The following is a 19,712-nucleotide window of genomic DNA, read 5'->3' on the forward strand; positions in this document are numbered from 1 at the left end:
GCACCCTGGCGCTGTCGCTGCGGGTCACCTCGTCCGAGACGGTGCCCTAGCGCGGCGTGGCACCGTCCAGGACGGTCGTGATGAGGTCGGCGCACCAGTCGAGCAGCGCGACGTCGCGCATCGGCTCGCCGCCGACCCGCCGGGTGCTGGGCCGGGGTACGGACACCTGCTCGGTGGCCTGCTTGTAGACCGCGTCGGGATAGAACCGCTTGAGCCGCAGCTGCTTGGAGTCCGGCAGCGGCATGGGGCCGAACCGCACGTGGCGGCCCTGCACGCTCACGTCGGCGAGACCGTGCTGGCGGGCCAGCAGCCGCAGCCGGGCGACCGCGAGCAGGTTGGCGACCGGCTCCGGCGGCCTGCCGTACCGGTCCTGCATCTCGGCGACGATCTCCTCCAGCTTGGCGGCGTCGCGCGCCTCGGCGAGCTTGCGGTACATCTCCAGGCGCAGCCGCTCCACCGCGATGTAGTCGTGCGGCAGGTGGGCGTCGACCGGCAGGTCGATCTTGACGTCGGCGACCTCCTCGGGGGCCTCGCCCTTGAAGTGCTGCACCGCCTCCCCGACCATCCGGACGTACAGGTCGAAGCCGACGCCCTCGATGTGGCCGGACTGCTCGCCGCCCAGCAGGTTGCCCGCGCCCCGGATCTCCAGGTCCTTCATGGCGACGTACATGCCGGCGCCCAGCTCGGTGTGCTGGGCGATCGTGGCGAGCCGCTCGTGGGCGTGCTCGGTGAGCGGCCGGTCCGGCGGGTACAGGAAGTACGCGTACGCGCGCTCGCGGCCCCGGCCGACCCGGCCCCGGATCTGGTGCAGCTGCGCGAGGCCGAGCAGGTCCGCGCGCTCCACGATGAGGGTGTTCGCGTTCGGGATGTCGATGCCGGACTCGACGATCGTGGTGCAGACGAGGACGTCGTACTCCTTCTCCCAGAAGCCGACCATGACGCGCTCCAGCGCGTCCTCGCCCATCTGGCCGTGCGCGACCGCGACGCGCGCCTCGGGCACCAGCTCGCGCAGGCGCCGCGCCGCCTTCTCGATCGAGTCGACCCGGTTGTGCAGGTAGAAAACCTGCCCGTCGCGGAGCAGTTCGCGGTGGATGGCGGCGGCGACCTGCTTGTCGTCCTGCGCGCCGACCATGGTCAGGACGGGGTGGCGCTCCTCCGGCGGGGTCGCGATCGTGGACATCTCCCGGATGCCGGTGATGGCCATCTCCAGCGTGCGCGGGATCGGGGTGGCCGACATGGTGAGCACGTCGACCTGGGCGCGCAGCTGCTTGAGGAACTCCTTGTGCTCCACGCCGAAGCGCTGTTCCTCGTCGACGATGACGAGCCCGAGCTGTTTGAACTTGGTCGCCTGCTGGAGCAGCCGGTGGGTGCCGATGACGATGTCGGCCGTACCGTCGCCGACCTTGATCAGCGCCTCCTCGGCCTCCTTCGGGGTCACGAACCGCGACAGCTGCCGGATGTCGACCGGGAACTGCCCCATCCGCTCGGAGAACGTGTTGAAGTGCTGCTGCGACAGCAGCGTCGTCGGTACGAGCACGGCGACCTGCTTGCCGTCCTGGACGGCCTTGAACGCCGCCCGTACCGCGATCTCGGTCTTGCCGTAGCCGACGTCGCCGCAGATGAGCCGGTCCATCGGGACCGACTTCTCCATGTCGGCCTTGACCTCCTCGATCGCGGCCAGCTGGTCGGGGGTCTCCGTGTACGGGAACGCGTCCTCCAGTTCGCGCTGCCACGGGGTGTCCGGCCCGAACGCGTGCCCCTTGGACGCCTGCCGGGCGGCGTAGAGCTGGATGAGCTGCGCGGCGATCTCGCGGACGGCCTTGCGGGCGCGCTGCTTGGCCTTCTGCCAGTCGGCGCCGCCCATCTTGTGCAGGGTGGGTGTCTCGCCGCCGACGTAGCGGGAGAGCTGGTCGAGCGAGTCGGTCGGGACGAACAGCCGGTCGCCGGGCTGGCCCCGCTTGCTCGACGCGTACTCGATGACAAGGTATTCGCGGTCGGCGCCGTTGACGGTGCGCTGCACCATCTCCACGTACCGGCCGATGCCGTGCTGCTCGTGCACCACGTAGTCGCCGGCGCGCAGCTCCAGCGGGTCGATCGTGTTGCGCCGGCGGCTCGGCATCTTGCGCATGTCCCGGGTGGACGCGCCCCGCCCGCCGGAGATGTCCGACCCGGTGACGACAGCCAGCCGGGAGGCCTCGTCGAGGAAGCCGTGGTTGAGCCGGCCCCGCGTGACGACCACCTCGCCGGGGGCGGGCGGCTGGTCGAGCGTGTCGGCGAGGCGCACACCGATGCCGGAGTCGCGCAGCACCTCGGCGGCCCGCTGGGCGGGGCCGTGGCCCTCGAAGACCAGCGTGACCCGCCAGCCGTCGCCGGTCCAGCGCTTCACGTCGTCGACGACCCGGCCGGTCTCGCCGTGGTAGAGCGGCACGGGCTGCGCCCGCAGGGCGAGCAGCTCGCCCGCGTCGGCGGGCACCTCGATCGGGGCGTCCTCGCCCTCGCGCCAGGGCTCGTCGTCCCTGACCGGTGTGGCCGCCTCCGCGGTACCGAACGGGGACACCGACCACCACGGCTGGTTCAGCGACGCCGCGGCGGCGCGCACGTCGGCGAGGCTCCGGAAGGCCACCGCCCCGGTGTCGATCGGGGCGGTCCCGCCGACGGCGGCCGCCGCCCAGGACGCCTGGAGGAACTCCTCACTCGTACGCACGAGGTCGTGCGCCCGGGTGCGGATGCGCTCCGGGTCGCACAGCAGCACGTGCGTGCCGGCCGGCATGCAGTGCACGAGCAGTTCCAGCGAGTCGGAGCCCAGCAGGGCGGGCGCGAGCGACTCCATGCCCTCGACCGGGATGCCCTCGGCGAGCTTGTCGAGGATCTCCGACAGCTCCGGGTGGTCCTCCGCCAGGCGCCGGGCGCGCTCGCGTACGGCCGGGGTGAGCAGCAGCTCCCGGCACGCCGGCGCCCACAGCCGGTCGACCTTGTCGATGGTGCGTTGGTCGGCGACCGCGAACGTGCGGATCTCCTCGACGTCGTCGCCCCAGAACTCCACCCGCAGCGGGTGCTCCTCGGTCGGTGGGAACACGTCGAGGATGCCACCGCGGACCGCGAACTCGCCGCGCTTGGTGACCAGGTCGGTACGGGCGTACGCGAGGTCGACCAGCCGGCGGGTGGTCTCGTCGAGGTCGGCCGTGGCGCCGGGCACGAGCTCCAGCGGCGCCAGGTCGCCCAGGCCTTTGAGCTGCGGCTGCAACACGGAGCGCACGGGCGCGACGACGACGCGGACGGGCCCGCGCGCGGGGTCGCCGGGCTCCGGGTGGGCAAGGCGGCGCAGCACGCCGAGGCGCCGCCCCACCGTGTCGGAGCGCGGGGACAGCCGCTCGTGCGGCAGCGTTTCCCAGGACGGGAAGACCGCCACCTCGGCCGGGTCGACCAGGTCGCCGAGCGCGGCCGCGAGGTCCTCGGCCTCCCGGGTGGTGGCTGTGACGGCGAGCACCGGCCGGCCGCCGCCGGCCTGCGCGGCGATGGCGGCCGTGACGAACGGACGCGAGCCGGCGGGCGCGGTGAGGTCGAGCTGCTCGGCCTCGATCGCCGCGCCGCGCTCGGAGATGCCCCGGGCGAAGTCGCGCAGCCGCGCCAGCGCCGGATCGCCGAACGCCGCCTCCAGCAGACCGACCAACATCACAAGGACTCCCGCCCACGCTTGAAACGCCGACGCGTGCCGCCCGGCACGCCAACTAGCCCCCAGCCGGCTCGGACAGGGGGTGCAACGCGAACAAGCGTACGCCGCCGGGCCGCGGCCGCCCCCGGACGGATCCAGCCACACGGGCGACTAATCGTGCTTAAGCTGACAAAGATGACGCACGGAGGGTTGTCATGACGGAGCCGAACGAGTCCCCACCCACGCCCGCCAGCAGGGTCAACGACGCCCTCGGCTCCGGCGACGAACCGCCCGGCGGGGCCGCCACCCCGCCCGTCGGCCGGCACGCGGCCATCGAGCCACATGACGCGCCGCCGTCCGCCGGCAGCGCCGTCGACGACGCCGTCGGCGAGAGCGACGAGCCCGGCCCGCTGAGCAACGAGGGCCGCGCCCCGCCCGGCGCGCAGAGTACGCCGGCGAATCCGCTGATCTGGCGGGGCATGTGGCACGTGCCGCACCACCTGGGCCAGCGCTTCTGGCACACCTGGGTGTTCCGGGCTGTCGTCCTGCTGTTCGGCGTCCTGCTGCTGGCGACCGCGTTCATCGCCGCGTACGTCGGCGGGCTGCACGACCCGACGCCCCGCGACATCCCGGTCGCGGTGGTCCAGGGCGACCAGACGGCGACCGAGGTGGTGGGCCTGCTCGACGAGCGCACCGAACTCGTGGACGGCCGCACGTACGCGACGCTCGCGGACGCCCGCACGGCCCTCGATCGGCGCGAGGTGTTCGCCGTCCTCGCCAGCGACCGCCGCGCCCTGCAACTGACCACCTCGAGCGCGGCCGGCGCGTTCACGGCCGAGGTCGTGAGCGGCTCCGTGGAGACGGTCGCGCAGGCCGCCGGCATCCCGGTCACGACCACGGACGCCCACCCGCTCTCGAACGAGGACTCGCGCGGGCTGGTCGCCTTCTACCTGGTCGTCGGGCTGACCCTGGGCGGGTACCTGTCGGCGACCGTCCTCGGGCTGAGCCTGGGCACGGCACCGCGCAACCTGGCGCACGCCGTGGCCCGGCTGGCCGCGTTCGCCGCGTTCGCCCTGGTCATGGGGTTCGCCGGGGCGCTGGTCGTCGGGCCGATCCTCGGCATCTGGACCCACCACATGCTCGGGCTGACGCTCGGCGGGGCGCTGATGACGTTCGCCGGCGCCACGATCACGTCCGCGCTGCAGGGCTGGCTCGGCATCGTCGGTACCGGCCTGGCCATCACGCTGCTCGTGGTGCTCAGCAACCCCGGCTCCGGCGGGGTGTTCGCCTGGCCCTTCCTGCCGACGTTCTTCCGCGGCATGCACGTGTGGGTGCCGGGCGGGTTGGGCGTCGACCTGATCCGGGCCGTGGCCTATTTCCAGCGGGCGGCCGCCGGCTGGCCGGTGACCGGGCTCCTGCTCTGGTCGGTGGCCGGCATCCTCGGTACGCTCGCCGCGACGATGGCTCTCGGTCACAGGAGCGACGACGCGCTGTAGCCGCCGCCGGCCGTAACGAGGCTCACCTGACGTGACGGCGCCACGACCGTTACGATCCTGGTGCCCGGACAGCGCTGTCACCGCGTACTCAGCGATTGGATTCTGCGTGACCGCGGACAGCGAGATCTACAGGAAGACCGGCCCCGACGAGGCCGTGGACGCCGCGCTCCGCGCGGACATCCGTCGCCTGAGCACCCTGCTCGGCCAGACCCTGGTGCGCCAGGAGGGCCAGCCCCTGCTCGACCTGGTCGAGGAGGTACGCGGCCTGGTCCGCACGGACGGAGCCGCCGCCGGGGCGAAGCTCGCCGGCGTCGACCTCGCCACGGCCACTCAGCTGGCCCGGGCCTTCTCCACGTACTTCCACCTCGCGAACATCACCGAGCAGGCGCACCGCGCCCGCGAACTCGGTCGCGAGCGTGCCCTGCACGGCGGCTGGCTCGGCCGCGCCGCCCAGCTGATCAAGGAGCGGGGGGTCAGCGCCGAGGAGATCGACGCGGGCGCCCGCCGGCTGGCCATCCGCCCGGTGTTCACCGCACACCCGACCGAGGCCGCCCGCCGCTCGATCCTGTCCAAGCTGCGCTCCATCGCCGACGAGCTGAACGCCGAGGCCGCGCAGACCGCCCTCTACGGGCCCAACCCGGCCGAGTCGGCGCGCACCGAGCGACGCCTCGCCGAGATCATCGACCTGCTCTGGCAGACCGACGAGCTGCGCCTGACCCGCCCCGACCCGCGCGACGAGGCCCGCAACGCGGTCTACTACCTGTCCGACCTGGCGGCCAGCGCCGCACCGCGGGTGCTCGCCGACCTGTCGGCCACCCTGTCCGACCTGGGCGTGGAGACCCCGCCCACCAGCCGGCCGCTCACGTTCGGCTCGTGGATCGGCGGCGACCGCGACGGCAACCCGTTCGTCACCCCGGCGGTCACCCGCGACGTGCTGCTCATGATGCACGAGTACGGCATCCAGGCGGCCGAGGAGGCGATCGAGGAGCTGATCAGCGAGCTGTCGGTGTCGCGCCGGCTGCGCCACGTCTCCATCGACCTCGACTCCAGCCTCGCCAGGGACCTCGATGTCCTCGGCAACGAGGTGGCGCCCCGGTTCCGGCGGGTCAACGCCGAGGAGAAGTACCGGCTCAAGTGCCGCTGCATCCTCGCCAAGCTCGGCAACACCCGCCGCCGGCTGGCCACGGGCGCCCCGCACAAGCCCGGGCACGACTACGTCGGTGGCGACGACCTCATCACCGACCTCGAACTCATGCGCGCCTCGCTGGCCCGCAACACCGGCATGCTGCCGGCCACCGGCCGCCTCGCCGACGTCGTACGCACGGTCTCGGCGTTCGGCCTGCACCTGGCCACGCTCGACATCCGCGAGCACGCCGAGGCGCACCACGCCGTGCTCGCCCAGTTCTACGAGCGGGTCGGCGAGGTGGCCGACTACCGGTCGCTCGACCGCGCGTCCCGCACCGAGCTGCTGATCAACGAGCTGTCGGGGCGGCGCCCGCTCGCGAGCGTGTCCACGCCGCTCACCGACAACAACCGCAAGACCTTCGATGTCTTCACCACCATCCGCGACCTGCAGGACCGGTTCGGCGAGGAGGTCGTCGAGTCGTACATCATCTCGATGACCCTCGGCATCGACGACGTGCTCGCGGCGGCGATCCTGGCCCGCGAGGCCGGCCTGGTGGACGTCGGCGCCGGCGTCGCCCGGGTCGGCTTCGTCCCGCTGCTCGAATCCCCCGCCGAGCTGGACGCGGGCGGCGAGCTGCTCGACGCCCTGCTGTCGGTCGACGCCTACCGCGCGATCGTGCGGGCGCGCGATGACGTGCAGGAGGTCATGCTCGGGTACTCGGACTCGAACAAGGACGCCGGCATCACCACCTCGCAGTGGGCGATCCACCGGGCCCAGCGCGCGCTGCGCGACGTCGCGCACAAACACGGCGTGCGGCTGCGGCTGTTCCACGGTCGGGGCGGCTCCATCGGCCGCGGCGGCGGGCCCACCCACGAGGCGATCCTCGCCCAGCCCAACGGCACCCTCGACGGGGCCATCAAGGTCACCGAGCAGGGCGAGGTCATCTCCGACAAGTACACGCTGCCGGCCCTGGCCCGGGAGAACCTTGAGCTGACCGTCGCCGCCGTGCTGCAGAGCGCCCTGCTCAACACCGCACCGCGGTTCAGCCCCGAGGACCTGTCCCGGTGGAACCAGGTCATGGACCTGGTCTCGGACGCTGCCTTCCGGGCCTACCGGAAGCTGGTCGAGGACCCGGACCTGCCGGCCTACTACTGGGCGGCGACCCCGACGGAGCTGCTCGGCGCGCTCAACATCGGCTCCCGCCCGGCCCGCCGCCCGGACGCGTCCGCCGGCCTCGGGGGCCTGCGGGCCATCCCTTGGGTGTTCGGTTGGACCCAGTCCCGCCAGATCGTTCCCGGCTGGTACGGCGTCGGCACCGGCCTCGCCGCCGCCCGCGAGGCCGGCCTCGGCGACACGCTCCGCGAGATGTACACCAACTGGCACTTCTTCCGGACCTTCATCTCCAACGTGGAGATGACCCTGACGAAGACCGACCTCACGATCGCGGAGCGCTACGTGCGCACCCTGGTCCCCGAGAACCTTCAGCCGATCTTCGAAAAGATCCAGCACGAGTACGCCAGCTCGGTCGACGGGCTGCTGCACGTCACCGGGGAATCCGCGCTGCTCGAAGCGCAGCCCGGGCTGGCCCGCACGCTGGCGGTCCGGGACAGTTACCTTGAGCCGCTGCACCACCTGCAGGCGGCCCTGCTGTCGCAGTACCGGGCGGCGGCCGCGAAGGGAACGCCGGACGAGAAGCTGGAACGCGCGCTGCTCACGACCATCAACGGCATCGCGGCGGGCCTGCGAAACACCGGCTGACGCAGCCGCGCGCGCCCGCCCGCCCCGGCGTGCGGGCGCGCGGCGTGAACGGGGTCAGCAGCCGCAGGCGCCGCCGCAGCAGCCCCCGCCGCCCGAGGCGGCCGGGCGGGCGGCCGGCGCGTTGAAAGATCCACCGCGGCCGCCGAGCGCGACCGTGGAGAGAAGCTTGACGGTGTCGTCATGCCCGGCGGGGCAGGCGGCCGGTGCGGCCGAGTCGGCCATCGCCCGGTTGACCTCGAAGGTGTCGCCACACGCCCGACACCGGAACTCGTACCTCGGCATGGCGACCCCTCCCGCACGATGATGACCCGTCCCGCGCGCGTCGCGGGCCAGTCCATGATAGGACGGGTCGTCGGGGGTCGACCGCACCTCGATCGGCTGCGAGACTGTCCAGCGTCGCGGTGAAGGTTACGGACGAACAGACAGACGAAGGGGTGACATGGACGGCTGGGTGCTGCCCGACGAGGTGCTTCGCGACGCCCCGTCGTACGCGCCGCGACCCCGCGAACTGGCCGACCTGCAGTTGCTCCTCATGGGCGCGCTGCCCCCGTTGACCGGGTTCCTCGGCCGGGCCGACCTGGCGTCGATGGCCCGTACGGGTCGCCTCGCCGACGGCACGCCGTGGCCCGTGCCGGTCACGCTGGAGGTGCCCGAGCACGTCGTCGCCAGCCTGGACCCGACGAACCCGCTCAAGCGGGTCCTCATCCTCACCGACCCCGAGGGCGCGCCGATCGCCGCCCTGGACGCGATGGACATCTGGCCGACCCGGCACGGGCTGTGCGGGGTCGCGGGCCCGGTCCGCCGCGCGGGTGACGGCGAGCACGGCGCGTTCCCCCACATGCGCCGGCCGCCGGACGAGATCCGGGCGCTGCTGCCCGAGGGCCGGGTGCTCGGCGTGATCGTCGACCGGCCGCTGCACCGGCCGCAACTGGCGCAGATCGCGTACGCGGCCCGCACGATCGCCGGGCACGTGCTGCTCATCGTGCCGGTCGCCGAGCCGGGCCCGGACGGGCTCGCGCCCGAGGTGCTGGTGCGTTCCGTGCTGGCGGCCCGCGACCGGATGCCGGCGGCGACGATCGTGGCGGTGCCGCTGCGCGGCCGGGGCAACGAGGTCCTCGACGCCCTGCTGCGGGCCCGGGTGGCCGCCGCGTACGGCGCGACCCACCTGCTCGCGGCCGGCCCGGCGATCTCCGGTGGCGGGCCGCGCGCGCTGCTGCCGCGCGAGCTGGCGTACGACGGCCGCGACGGGCAGTGGCGGGCCGCCGACGACATCCCGCCCCGCCACCGGCGGGTACCGCTGACGCCCGCCGAGATCGACAACCTGCTCGACCGGGGCGTGCCGTTGCCGGAGTGGCACACGCCGCCGGCCGTGGCCCGGGAGCTGACCCGCGCCCGGCCGCCGCGCTGGGTGCGCGGCGTCGTGGTCTTCCTGACGGGCCTGTCGGGCTCGGGCAAGTCCACGGTGGCCCGGGGGATCGCGGACGTGCTGGCCGAGACGGGCGAGCGGACGGTGACGCTGCTCGACGGCGACGTGGTGCGCCGCTGGCTGTCGGCGGGTCTCGGGTTCTCCAAGGAGGACCGGGACATGAACGTGCGGCGGATCGGCTTCGTGGCGGCCGAGGCGGCCCGGCACGGCGGGTTGGCGCTGTGCTGTCCGATCGCCCCGTACGCGGCGGCGCGGGCCACGGCGCGGCAGCTCGCCCACGCGGCCGGGGCCGGGTTCGTCCTCGTGCACGTGGCGACCCCGCTGGCGGTGTGCGAGCAGCGCGACCGCAAGGGCCTCTACGCCCGGGCACGCGCCGGCCAGCTCACCGGGATGACCGGCGTGGATGACCCGTACGAGGTCCCCACGGACGCCGACCTGGTGATCGACACCTCCACGATCGACGTGGACGAGGCGGTCGACGTGGTGCTGAACCACCTCGCCGCCGAAGGCTGGCTGGATCAGCGCGCAACCTAACCGCTAAGTCCGTTACGTCGGGAACATCCCTCCGTTTACCTCTCTGGGCGGCCACGCGTCGTGGCCAAGGCGCCCGGTCGGGGCCGTCGCGTCCCCGTACCCGCTCAGCCCGGAAAGGTGCGTGCCCATGGAGAGCGCCCGTCCCGCCGCCGACCTCAACGACTACATCGGGATGGCCAAACGGCACTGGCTGACCGTCCTGGGGGCCCTGCTGGTCGGCGTCACCGGAGCGGCCGCGCTCGCCGCGGGTACCCCCAAGGAGTTCGCCTCGACCACGTCGGTGCTGGTGCAGCCCGTGGCCAGCCTCGACGCGAACGTCGTGGGCGGGCGTACCCGGGCCGAGATCAACCTGGACACCGAGGCGCAACTCGTGCGCTCCAACGACGTCTCCACCGAGGCGGCCACCCTGCTGCGCGGGTCGGTCTCGCCGCAGCGGCTGGCCACCGCCGTGAGCGTGGACGTGCCCCCGAACACCGCGGTGCTGCGCATCCGGTTCCACGCCAGGACCGCCGTGGCCGCGCAGGCGGGCTCGCACGCGTTCGCCGAGGCGTACCTGCACCACCGCCAGCAGAGCGCGCAGCGGGAGATCGACGGCCAGATGGCCTCGCTCGACTCGAAGATCAAGGCGCTGAACAGCCAGCTCGGGACGACCAACCGCAAGATCAGTGAGGCGGAGCGGGGCTCCGCCGAGATGACCGACCTGCGCTCGCGCAAGGCGACCCTGACCGCCCAGATCACCAACATGAGCAACCGGCTCAACCAGTTCAGCGTGATGACGGCCGAGGGCGGCCGGATCATCACCGACGCCGCGCTGCCGGGCCGCCCCACCAAACCCGACGTGCCGCTCTACCTGGGCAGCGGCGCCGTGCTGGGGCTGCTGCTCGGCCTGTTCATCGCGATCTGCCGGCAGCGCTTCGACGGGCGCGTGCGCCAGGGCTCCGACCTGCCGCGCCGCGCGGGCGTGCCGCTGCTGGCCGCCCTGGACGACCGCCTCAACCTCAGCGCCACCGAACTGTGCGCGCCGCACACGCCAGGCGGGCGGGTGTTCAACCGGCTGCGCAACGAGGTGCTCGCCACCCTGACGCCGGACGACCAGGTGATCGTCATCAGCAGCGCGCACCCGGGGGCGGGCTCCACCCTGGTCGCGGCGAACCTCGCCGACGCGCTCGCCCGATCGGGCAGCGAGGTCGTCCTGGTGAGCGCGCACGCGCCCGACCTGGGCACGCCCACGACGCCACTGACGGACCTGTTCCGGGTCGCCGGCGGGCCGGGCTTCACCGACGTCCTCGCCGGCCGGGCCACCCTCACCAGCGCCCTGCAGCCCACCCAGCGCAACTCCCGGCTCAGCGTCATCACCACCGGCGGCACCGCGACCGCCGCGGGCCTGCTCCAGGGCGAGGACGTCCGCACGGTGCTCACCGCCCTGTGCGACCAGACGGAGTACGTCGTCATCGACGCCCCGTCGACCGCGTCGAGCGCCGACGCGCAGAGCCTCGCCGGCCTGGCCGACGCGGCCATCATCACGGCCGAGCGGGACACGTCGCGGATCGCCGAGGTGGCCGACGCCGCGCAGCAGTTCGCCCGCGTGGGCACCCCCCTGCTCGGCGGCGTGCTCCTGCCCACGGTGAAGCTGGCCGCGCGGCCGGTGCGCCCGACGCAGCGGCCGGCCCCGGCGCATCACGCCGCGGCACACCACGTGGCCGCCGATGATCCGACCCTGGTCGTGGACCTGTGGGACGAGGACCCGACCCCGACCGGCGGCCTGCCCACGCACGCCGCCCCGCCGCTGCCGGCCGGGACGCCCGGCGACGACGCGCCCCGCACGACACGATGACGGCGCAGCCGCGTACCCGCACGCTCGTGGGCGCGGTCCACCGCACGGCCGCCCCCGACCCACCCGCGCTGACGGACCGTGACCTGGCCGCCACCCCCGTACCCGTGGGGGACACCTCCCGGGTCCGGGACCTCATCAGGCACGGCTGGCCCGTCGTCGGCCTGTGCGCCCTCTACCCCCTGTGGTGGGCCCTCGGCCTCGGCGTGCTCATCTTCGCCATCGCCGCCGTGCCGATGGGCCTCATCCTGTTGCGCCGCCTGATCAGGGGCGAGAAGGTGCGGGTCCCGCCCGGATTCGGCTGGTGGCTGCTGTTCCTCGCGGCCGTCGCCATCAGCGCCGCGGCCATGGGGTCCGCCGCCACCGGCACGGTCGACCGCGCCGCGCAGACCGCCGTCTCGGCGGTCGTCTTCCGCTTCGGCATGTACCTCGCGCTCACCGTCCTGCTGCTCTATGTGGGCAACCTGTCCGTCACCAAGGTGCCGCAGGCCGCGCTGGTGCGGCTGCTGGCCTGGCTGTTCGTGCTGACCGTGGGCGGTGGCCTGCTGGGCGTGGCGGCGGGTCGCTTCCAGTTCACCTCGCCGGTCGAGCACCTGCTCCCCACCGACGTGCGCGCCCAGGGTTTCGTGCAGTCACTCGTGCACCCCTCCGCCGCGCAGATCATGAACGTGCTCGGGCACGAGTCCGCCCGGCCGGCCGCGCCGTGGGGCTACACGAACACCTGGGGCAACAACCTCTGCCTGCTGGTCGTCTGGTTCGTCGTGGCCTGCTGGCCGCTCGCGCGCACCCCGCTCGCGAAGGCGGCCGGCGCGCTCGTGCTCACGATCGCGGTGATCCCCGTGGTCCACTCGCTCAACCGCGGCCTGTGGCTGGGCCTGGCGGTCACGGTCGCCTACGTGACCGTCCGGCTGGTGCGCCGCCGGCGGCGGCTGGCGATGCGGGTGCTGGTCGCGACGCTCGCGGTGGTCGCCCTGATCGGCGCGACGCCGCTCGGCGACATGGTGAGCCAGCGCATCGAGTACGGGCGATCGAACGCGGTCCGCCTGTTCCTCGTCAACCGCGCGCTCGACGGCCTGGCCGAGTCGCCGCTGATCGGCTTCGGGACGACGCGCGACACCGCGGGCGGGCGCACGTCGATCACGGTCGGCGAGAGCCCGGACTGCCCGCGCTGCGGCAACTTCACCGTCGGCGGCAACGGCCAGCTCTGGCAGCTGCTGTTCGCGCACGGCCTGGTCGGCACGGTCGGGTACGTGGTGTTCCTCGGGTACGGGCTGTGGCGGTTCCGCCGCGACGACACCGCGATCGGCATCGCCGGCTCCGCCGCGCTGGTCGCCTCGTTCGCGGCGATGCTCTGGTACAACGCGCTCGTCACGCCCCTGGCGTTCCTCTTCCTCGGCTACGCCCTCCTGTGGCGCAACGCGCTGGGGCGCCGATGAGCTCGGTCCGGATCACGGGGGACGCCGCGCTGCGGGCGCAGTACCTGGGGGAGGTACTCGACCTGCTGTACCCGGGCGCCGGCGGCGAGGCGGCCGAGTTTCTCGTCATCCCCGACCACCGCCGCCCGCGCCTGCTCGTACCGGCCGACGACCGGCGGATCGCGGCCGCCGCCGTGCGCCGGTACGCGCGCCCGCACTCGCGGCTGGCCCGCCTCAAGCGTGACGCCGTGGTCGCCTGCCTGCGCACGGGCGCGTCGCGGCTGCTGCTGCGCTCCCGCGTGCGGGTGGCCGCCGGCACCGACACCATCGAGACGTACCTGCGGGAGGCGTGCGGCGCCGGCCTGCGCCTGAGCGTCCACATCGGCCCCGCCCGGGCCAACCGCAAGCCGGTGCTGCAACTGCTCGCCCCGGACGGGACGACGGTCGGCTTCGCCAAGCTGGGGGTGGGCCCGCTCACGCGCGACCTGGTCCGCCGGGAGACCGAGGCCCTGACCCGGCTGGCCACCCTGCCGCTCGGCGAGGTCGAGGTGCCGGCCGTCCGGCACGCGGGCCGCTGGCACGGCCACGAGGTGCTCGTCCAGTCGGCCCTGCCGGTGTGGCGCTCGCGCGCCGCCTGGGACCCCGGCCGGCTCGCCCGGGCCATGGTGGCGGTGGCCGGGGCGGGCGGCGTCGCCGACGGCGACCTCGCGACCAGCCCGTACTGGGCGGGGCTGCGGGAGCGGCTGGCCGCCCTCGGCGGTCAGAGCGACGGTGCCGCGCTGCGGCGTGCCGCCCACGACCTCGTGGACCGCGCGGGCGCCACCCGCTTGGCGTACGGGCAGTGGCACGGCGACTGGGCCCCCTGGAACATGGCGACGCTCGCCGACCGGCTGCTGCTGTGGGACTGGGAGCGCTTCGCCACCGGGGTGCCCCTGGGGTTCGACGCGCTGCACTTCGCGCTGCAACGTGACCTGCAGGCGACCGGGTTCGCGGTCACCCGCGCCGGCGCGACAGTACGCGACTGCGTCGACGCGGCGCCCGAGACCCTGCGCCCGTTCGGCGTGACCGACCGGCCCACGGCGCACGCCACCGCCCTGCTCTACCTGGTCGACCTCGCGGCCCGGTACCTCGCCGACCGGCAGGCCGAGGCGGGCGCCCGGCTCGGCGCGCTCGGCACCTGGCTGCTGCCCACCCTGATCCGCCGCGTGTCCGGCCTGCCCTTGGGAGCGTCAGCGTGAGCGAACAGACCCAGACCCCGCCGCCGCTCGGGTTCGGGCGGCCGGCCGCCGTCACCCGGCTGGCCCACTTCGGCTCGCTCACCTACGGCCGGCTCACCGCCCCGGCCCGCGCCCTGCCGACGTTCCTGATCTGCGGCGGCCAGCGCTGCGGCACCACCTCGCTGTACCGGGCGCTCGCCGCCCACCCGGCCATCCTCAAGGCGGTGCTGCACAAGGGCGTGCACTACTTCGACACGAACTACCACCGCGGGCCGGCCTGGTACCGCGCGCACTTCCCGTTGCGCGATACCGTCGGCCGGATCACCGCGCGGTACGGCGTGCCCGGCCAGGTGTTCGAGTCCAGCCCGTACTACCTCTACCACCCGCACGCGCCGTCGCGCATCGCCGACGACCTGCCGGGGGTGAAGCTCATCGTGCTCGTGCGCGACCCGGTCGAGCGCGCGTACTCCCAGCACGCCCACGAGGTGGCGCGCGGCTTCGAGCGGGAGCCGGACGTGGCCCGCGCGCTGGCCGCCGAGCCGTCCCGGCTGGCCGGCGAGGTCGCCCGCATGCGCGTCGAACCGTGGTACCACAGCTTCGCCCACCAGCACCTGGCCTACCGCGAACGCGGCGAGTACGTGACGTTCCTGCGCCGGCTCGAACAGCTCGTGGGCCGCGACCGCGTGCACGTGGTCGACGCGGGCGACTTCTTCACCGAACCGGAGTCCGCCTACGACGGCGTGCTGCGCTTCCTCGGCCTGCCCAACCTCGGTTACCCGCCGTTCGAGCGGCACAACGCGCGGCCGCGCGTCTCGGCCCTGCCGGCGCGCCTGCGGGCCGAACTGCGCGAACACTACCGGCCGTACGACGAGGAGCTCGGCGACTGGCTCGGCAGGGAGCCGTCGTGGCGGCGACGCTAGGTTCGCTGCAGAAGGTCGCCCGCGGCGGGGTGGCGAACCTGGCCGGCGCGGTCGCCGCCACCACGATGGGGGTCCTGGTCACCTGGCTGGCCGCGCGGGCCCTGCCACCGCCCCGGGCCGGCGCGCTGTTCGCGGCGCTCGCCGCGTTCGTGCTGGTCTCCACGGTCGCGAAGCTGGGTACGCAGACCGGCCTCGTCTACTGGATCGCCCGGCTACGCGCGCTCGACCAGGCCCACCTGCTGCGGCGTTGCCTGTGGCTGGCGATCGCGCCGGTCGTGGCGGCCAGCGTGGTCGCCGGGGCGGGGCTCTTCCTCGGCGCGGCACCCCTGGCCCGGTTGGCCGACCCGGGCAACCCGGGCGAGTTCGCGACCGCCGTGCGCGTCCTCGCGGGGTTCCTGCCTCTCGCGGTCGCGACCGACACGCTGCTCGCGGCGACCCGCGGCCTGCACAGCGTGCGCGCCACCGTGGTCGTCGACAAGCTGCTGCGGCCGGGCCTTCAGCTGGCCGGGTTCGCCGCCCTGGCGGTCCTGCTGGTCGAGCCGGACCTGATGCCGTTCGCGCTGGCCATGGTGCTGCCCTACGCGCCCGCGGCCGCGCTGGCCGGTCTGGCCCTGCGGCGGCGCGTGCGGGGCCTGCCGCCGGCCTCGCCCTCGCCGGGTCTGCCGCTGTCGGCCCCGCCCTCGCCGGGCCTCGGCCGCGACTTCTGGCGGTTCACCGCGCCGCGCGCGGTCGCCGGGGTGCTGCAGACCGCGCTGCAACGCGTCGACGTGCTGCTCGTCGCCACGTTCGCGGGTGTGCGCGCGGCCGCCGTCTACGCGGTCGCCGGCCGGTTCGTCGTCGTGGGCCAGTTCGCCAACCAGGCCATCGCGCAGACCGTGCAATCCCGGCTCGCCGAGGCCGTCGCGCTGCGCGACCGGGGCGCGACCGCCACCCTCTACCAGGGCGCGACCGCGTGGCTCGTGCTGCTCGTCTGGCCCGTCCACCTGCTCACGGCCGTGTTCGCGCCGGTCTACCTGGGCCTGTTCGGCGACGGGTACCGGGCCGGGGTGCCCGTGGTCGCCGTGCTCGCCGCCGCGATGCTGGTCGCCAGCGCCTGCGGCACGGTCGACTCCGTGCTCGCCATGGCCGGGCGCACCTCCTGGAACCTGTACAACGTCGCCGCCGCCCTGGCCGTGATGATCGTCCTGGACGTGCTGCTGATCCCCCCGCTGGGCGCCCTGGGCGCCGCGCTCGGTCTGGCCGCCGCCGTGCTGCTCAACAACCTCGTCCCGATCGTGCAGGTCGGGCGCCTGGTGGGCGTGCACCCGTTCGGCGCCGGCACGGTCACCGCGTGCGCCGCGGCCGTCACCTGCTTCGGCGTCCTGCCGATGGTGAGCCTCGCGGCACCCCCGCCCTGGCGCGGCTTCGCGGCCCTCGCCCTGGTCGCGCTCGGCATCGCCGGGTACGCGGCGGCCTGCTGGCGGTTTCGGGGCGTGCTCGGGCTCACCGCTTTACGCCGCCGTCACGACGAGAAACCGCGGAGAGGAAACATGCGCGAGGACTACACGCGGATCTTCCAGAACCTCACGGCCGTGGAGAAGTACGAGGAGGTCGTGTACGCGCCCGACACGTACTCGTCGGCCGTCAACCGGCGCCAGCGCGCCTACCTGCGCTCCCTTGTCGCCCGGGCGTTCCCCCAGCGGCGGCCCGTCCAGCACGACTTCGCGTGCGGCACCGGCCGGGCCATCCGCATCCTGCACGGGCTGGTCCGCGACGCCCACGGGTACGACACCTCGGCCGCGATGCTGGAGCGGGCCCGCGCCAGCGGCGTCTTCGCCCACCTGCACCAGGTGCCCGAGTCCGGGCGGCTGCCGCGCCCGATGGGCGACGGCGCGCCCGCCCTAGTCACCGTGTTCCGCCTGCTGCTCAACGTCGGCGACGACGTTCGCGACCGGGCGATCGGGTTCGCCGCGAGCCTGCTGCCGCACAGCTGCTCCGGCCTGCTCGTGATCGAGAACCACGGCAACCGCACCTCCGTGCGCCACCTGCGGCACCGCCGCCGGGCCGGCGACCCGTGGTTCAACGAGCTGTCCCACGCCGAGGTGGACCTGCTGCTGGCCCGGCACGGGTTCACGGTCGTGGAGCGGCGCGGGTTCGCCGTCTGCCCGCCCGGCGCGTACGCCCGCCGCTGGCTGCGCCCGGTCGCGCGCCTGGTGGACGGGCTCGCCTGGCGGATCCCGGCGCTCGCCGGGGTCGCCACCACGGTGCTGTACGTCGCCCGCCGCACCGGCGGCCCCGACCTCGACCTGGCGACCGCGCCCGCGGCGCCCGCCGTCACCGACCTTCCGGAGCTGTCATGAGCGAGCGGATCCACGCCATAGCGGCCACGGGCCGCGCGCGCGTCGTCGCGGCCGTTGCCCTGTGCGGGTTGCTGTCCGGCTGCGGCGGCGCCCTCGAGACGCCCGATCCGGCGCCCCGCCTGGACGTCACGCCGGCCCCGATCGCCACGGCCACGGGCCTGAACGGCGGGCCGGTGGCACCGCCGCGCGAGGGGGCGTACCTGGGCGCCTGGGTCAAGCCCCGGGTCGTGAACCAGCGCGAACGCATCGCCGCCTTCGACCGCTTCGAGGCGAGGCTGGGCCGGCAGGTCACGCTCGTGAACACGTACCGCCCGTTCACCGAGGAGTTCTTCACGCAGTCGGACCTGCACTTCCTGCAGCGCGGGTCGATCCTCATGCTGAGCTGGGCGTCCGGCGACACCCGCGCGACCGCGCTGGGCCGCTACGACGAGCTGATCCGCGAGCGCGCCGAACGCGTCGCCGAGCTGGACCGACCCATCATGATCCGATTCCGGTGGGAGATGGACCGCCCCAACCTGCGCGCCTCGATGTGGTCCGGCGCGGACTACATCGCCGCCTGGAAGCACGTGCGCCGGCTGTTCCGCGAGGAGGGGGCGACGAACGTCTCCTGGGTCTGGTGTCCGACCGCCGAGGGCTTCGCGGGCGGCTCCGCCCCCGAGTTCTATCCCGGCGACGACGAGGTCGACTGGCTGTGCGTGGACGTCTACGCGGCGAGCCGCTTCGCCGACCTCAACACGCTGCTCACCCCGTTCCTCCAGTGGTCCGCGGCCCGCCCGAAACCCATCATCATCGGCGAGTACGGGGTATCGCGCGCCTACCCGGCCGCCCGGCGCGCCGAATGGCTGACCAACGCCGCGTCCGTCTTCCGGGCCAACCCGCAGATCAAGGCGGTCAGCTACTTCGAGTCCGACCCCGACCCGAAGGACGAGGCGCAACAGTTCGCGATCTCCGACACGCCCGCGGCCCTGCGCTCCTTCACGTCCATGGCCCGTGACGCGTACTTCGCCCCACGCGCTCCTTAACGGCGGGCGGCCGCGCGGGCGAGCATGCCGAGCGCGTACGGCACGTCGTGGCGCAGGTAGCGCCCCGCCAACCGGCCCGGTTCCCGGGCGAGGCGGTGCGCCCACTCCAACCCGCTTCGGCGCATCCACCCGGGCGCCCGCCGCTGGTCGCCGTCGACGAAGTCGATGGCGGCGCCGCAGCCCAGGAACCAGGCGTCCGGCAGGTGCGGCGCCAGCAGCTCGATGACGCGTTCCTGCTTGGCGAAGCCGAGCCCGACGAACACCAGGTGCGGCCTGGCCGCGACGACGGCCGCCCGCAGCCGTTCGGTCTGTGCCGGGTCGTCGAGGAAGCCGAACGGCGGACTGACCGCTCCGACGAGACGCAGGCCCTGGTATCGCGTGCCCAGGACGGCCGCCGCCCGCGCCGCGCCGGCGGGCAGCTCCCGCGCCGCGCTCCAGTCGCGCAGGGCGTCCGCGTCGCCGGTCCACGCAGCCGCATCGGCGCCGTCGGTCCGCCCGACCGCATCGGCGCCCTCCGTCCGCCCGACCGCATCGGCGCTGCCGACGCCTTCTGCCTCGGCCGGGTCGGCCGGCCGGGGGACGGGCGCGGGTGGGACGCCGCCGATGAGGAAGACGCGGCGGCCGTCGATCGCGCATGCCTCGCTGAGCGACCAGATCAGGTCCGCGCCGGCCACCCGCTCGGGCAGGCACCCGTCGCGGCCGTGGGACAGGCGGCTGGCCCACACGACCGGCATCCCGTCGGCGACGACGAGGTCGGCCGCGTTGAGATACGCGCGCAGCGCGTCATCGCGGGCGGCCAGCCGAAGAATGTCCACGTTGGGCGTCACGATGCGCCCGCCGAGGCCGGCGCGCATCGCCGCGCGGACACGGTGGACCGCGTCGGCCTCGGTGATCGGGTCGAAGTTCACACCGGCGACTGTCACCCGTGCGGGGCTGTGCGCGGCCGCACGCAATGAAGCAGACATTTCGCCTCTAC

12 protein-coding genes are annotated in these 19,712 nt (G+C 74.1%); 9 read left to right on the top strand and 3 right to left on the bottom strand.

Features of this window, described 5'->3' with window-relative positions:
* Nucleotides 1-46: 46 nt before the first annotated feature.
* Nucleotides 47-3,673 (bottom strand): transcription-repair coupling factor, encoded by a 3,627-nt coding sequence (mfd, locus tag ABD191_RS00905; RefSeq protein ID WP_344076126.1) that lies wholly within the window; start codon nucleotides 3,671-3,673, stop codon nucleotides 47-49.
* A gap of 194 nt (nucleotides 3,674-3,867) precedes the next feature.
* Here mfd and ABD191_RS00910 point away from each other — a divergent pair, with 194 nt between their 5' ends.
* Nucleotides 3,868-5,148 carry a hypothetical protein gene (locus ABD191_RS00910; RefSeq protein WP_344075637.1) on the top strand — a complete coding sequence of 427 codons (1,281 nt, stop codon included), beginning with the start codon at nucleotides 3,868-3,870 and terminating at the stop codon, nucleotides 5,146-5,148.
* A 106-nt stretch (nucleotides 5,149-5,254) separates the two neighbouring features.
* Nucleotides 5,255-8,032, top strand: coding sequence for a phosphoenolpyruvate carboxylase (ppc, locus tag ABD191_RS00915; protein WP_344075639.1), 2,778 nt, complete (start codon nucleotides 5,255-5,257; stop codon nucleotides 8,030-8,032).
* Between the two features lie 54 nt (nucleotides 8,033-8,086).
* On the opposite strand, the gene ABD191_RS00920 is transcribed toward ppc, so the two are convergent.
* Nucleotides 8,087-8,314, bottom strand: a complete 228-nt coding sequence (locus ABD191_RS00920) for an FmdB family zinc ribbon protein (protein ID WP_344075641.1) — start codon at nucleotides 8,312-8,314, stop codon at nucleotides 8,087-8,089.
* Nucleotides 8,315-8,471: 157 nt separating this feature from the next.
* Between ABD191_RS00920 and cysC the strand changes: the two genes are divergently transcribed.
* From cysC to ABD191_RS00955, 7 genes are all read left to right on the top strand, one after another.
* Nucleotides 8,472-9,992, top strand: a complete 1,521-nt coding sequence (gene cysC / locus ABD191_RS00925) for an adenylyl-sulfate kinase (protein WP_344075643.1) — start codon at nucleotides 8,472-8,474, stop codon at nucleotides 9,990-9,992.
* Between the two features lie 127 nt (nucleotides 9,993-10,119).
* On the top strand, nucleotides 10,120-11,826 hold the full coding sequence (locus tag ABD191_RS00930; protein WP_344075645.1) for a polysaccharide biosynthesis tyrosine autokinase: 1,707 nt from the start codon (nucleotides 10,120-10,122) through the stop codon (nucleotides 11,824-11,826).
* The gene (locus ABD191_RS00935) at nucleotides 11,823-13,259 is read left to right on the top strand and encodes an O-antigen ligase family protein (protein ID WP_344075647.1); all 1,437 of its coding nucleotides are present in this window, start codon (nucleotides 11,823-11,825) and stop codon (nucleotides 13,257-13,259) included. Before ABD191_RS00930 ends, ABD191_RS00935 begins: the two co-directional genes overlap by 4 nt.
* Nucleotides 13,256-14,476: a hypothetical protein gene (locus tag ABD191_RS00940; protein WP_344075650.1), complete on the top strand. Its 1,221-nt coding sequence runs from the start codon at nucleotides 13,256-13,258 to the stop codon at nucleotides 14,474-14,476. Before ABD191_RS00935 ends, ABD191_RS00940 begins: the two co-directional genes overlap by 4 nt.
* A complete protein-coding gene (locus ABD191_RS00945; protein ID WP_344075652.1) occupies nucleotides 14,473-15,375 on the top strand; it encodes a sulfotransferase domain-containing protein in 903 nt (300 codons plus the stop codon). The genes ABD191_RS00940 and ABD191_RS00945 overlap by 4 nt, the downstream gene beginning before the upstream one ends.
* Nucleotides 15,360-17,714, top strand: a complete 2,355-nt coding sequence (locus ABD191_RS00950) for a polysaccharide biosynthesis C-terminal domain-containing protein (protein WP_344075653.1) — start codon at nucleotides 15,360-15,362, stop codon at nucleotides 17,712-17,714. Before ABD191_RS00945 ends, ABD191_RS00950 begins: the two co-directional genes overlap by 16 nt.
* Nucleotides 17,711-18,736 carry a glycoside hydrolase family 26 protein gene (locus tag ABD191_RS00955; RefSeq protein ID WP_344075655.1) on the top strand — a complete coding sequence of 342 codons (1,026 nt, stop codon included), beginning with the start codon at nucleotides 17,711-17,713 and terminating at the stop codon, nucleotides 18,734-18,736. The genes ABD191_RS00950 and ABD191_RS00955 overlap by 4 nt, the downstream gene beginning before the upstream one ends.
* Here ABD191_RS00955 and ABD191_RS00960 read toward each other — a convergent pair.
* Nucleotides 18,733-19,644, bottom strand: coding sequence for a WecB/TagA/CpsF family glycosyltransferase (locus tag ABD191_RS00960; RefSeq protein WP_344075657.1), 912 nt, complete (start codon nucleotides 19,642-19,644; stop codon nucleotides 18,733-18,735). The two genes, ABD191_RS00955 and ABD191_RS00960, sit on opposite strands and share 4 nt — an antisense overlap.
* Nucleotides 19,645-19,712 lie beyond the last annotated feature (68 nt).

Origin of the sequence: Luedemannella helvata (assembly GCF_039528415.1) — a bacterium.
Classification (GTDB): domain Bacteria; phylum Actinomycetota; class Actinomycetes; order Mycobacteriales; family Micromonosporaceae; genus Luedemannella; species Luedemannella helvata.

Bases quoted from the DNA above. Each gene is read 5' to 3' on its own strand.
- mfd (WP_344076126.1), bottom strand. From the start codon at position 3,673: ATGTTGGTCGGTCTGCTGGAGGCGGCGTTCGGCGATCCGGCGCTGGCG.
- ABD191_RS00910 (WP_344075637.1), top strand. From the start codon at position 3,868: ATGACGGAGCCGAACGAGTCCCCACCCACGCCCGCCAGCAGGGTCAAC.
- ABD191_RS00920 (WP_344075641.1), bottom strand. From the start codon at position 8,314: ATGCCGAGGTACGAGTTCCGGTGTCGGGCGTGTGGCGACACCTTCGAG.
- cysC (WP_344075643.1), top strand. From the start codon at position 8,472: ATGGACGGCTGGGTGCTGCCCGACGAGGTGCTTCGCGACGCCCCGTCG.
- ABD191_RS00930 (WP_344075645.1), top strand. From the start codon at position 10,120: ATGGAGAGCGCCCGTCCCGCCGCCGACCTCAACGACTACATCGGGATG.
- ABD191_RS00935 (WP_344075647.1), top strand. From the start codon at position 11,823: ATGACGGCGCAGCCGCGTACCCGCACGCTCGTGGGCGCGGTCCACCGC.
- ABD191_RS00940 (WP_344075650.1), top strand. From the start codon at position 13,256: ATGAGCTCGGTCCGGATCACGGGGGACGCCGCGCTGCGGGCGCAGTAC.
- ABD191_RS00955 (WP_344075655.1), top strand. From the start codon at position 17,711: ATGAGCGAGCGGATCCACGCCATAGCGGCCACGGGCCGCGCGCGCGTC.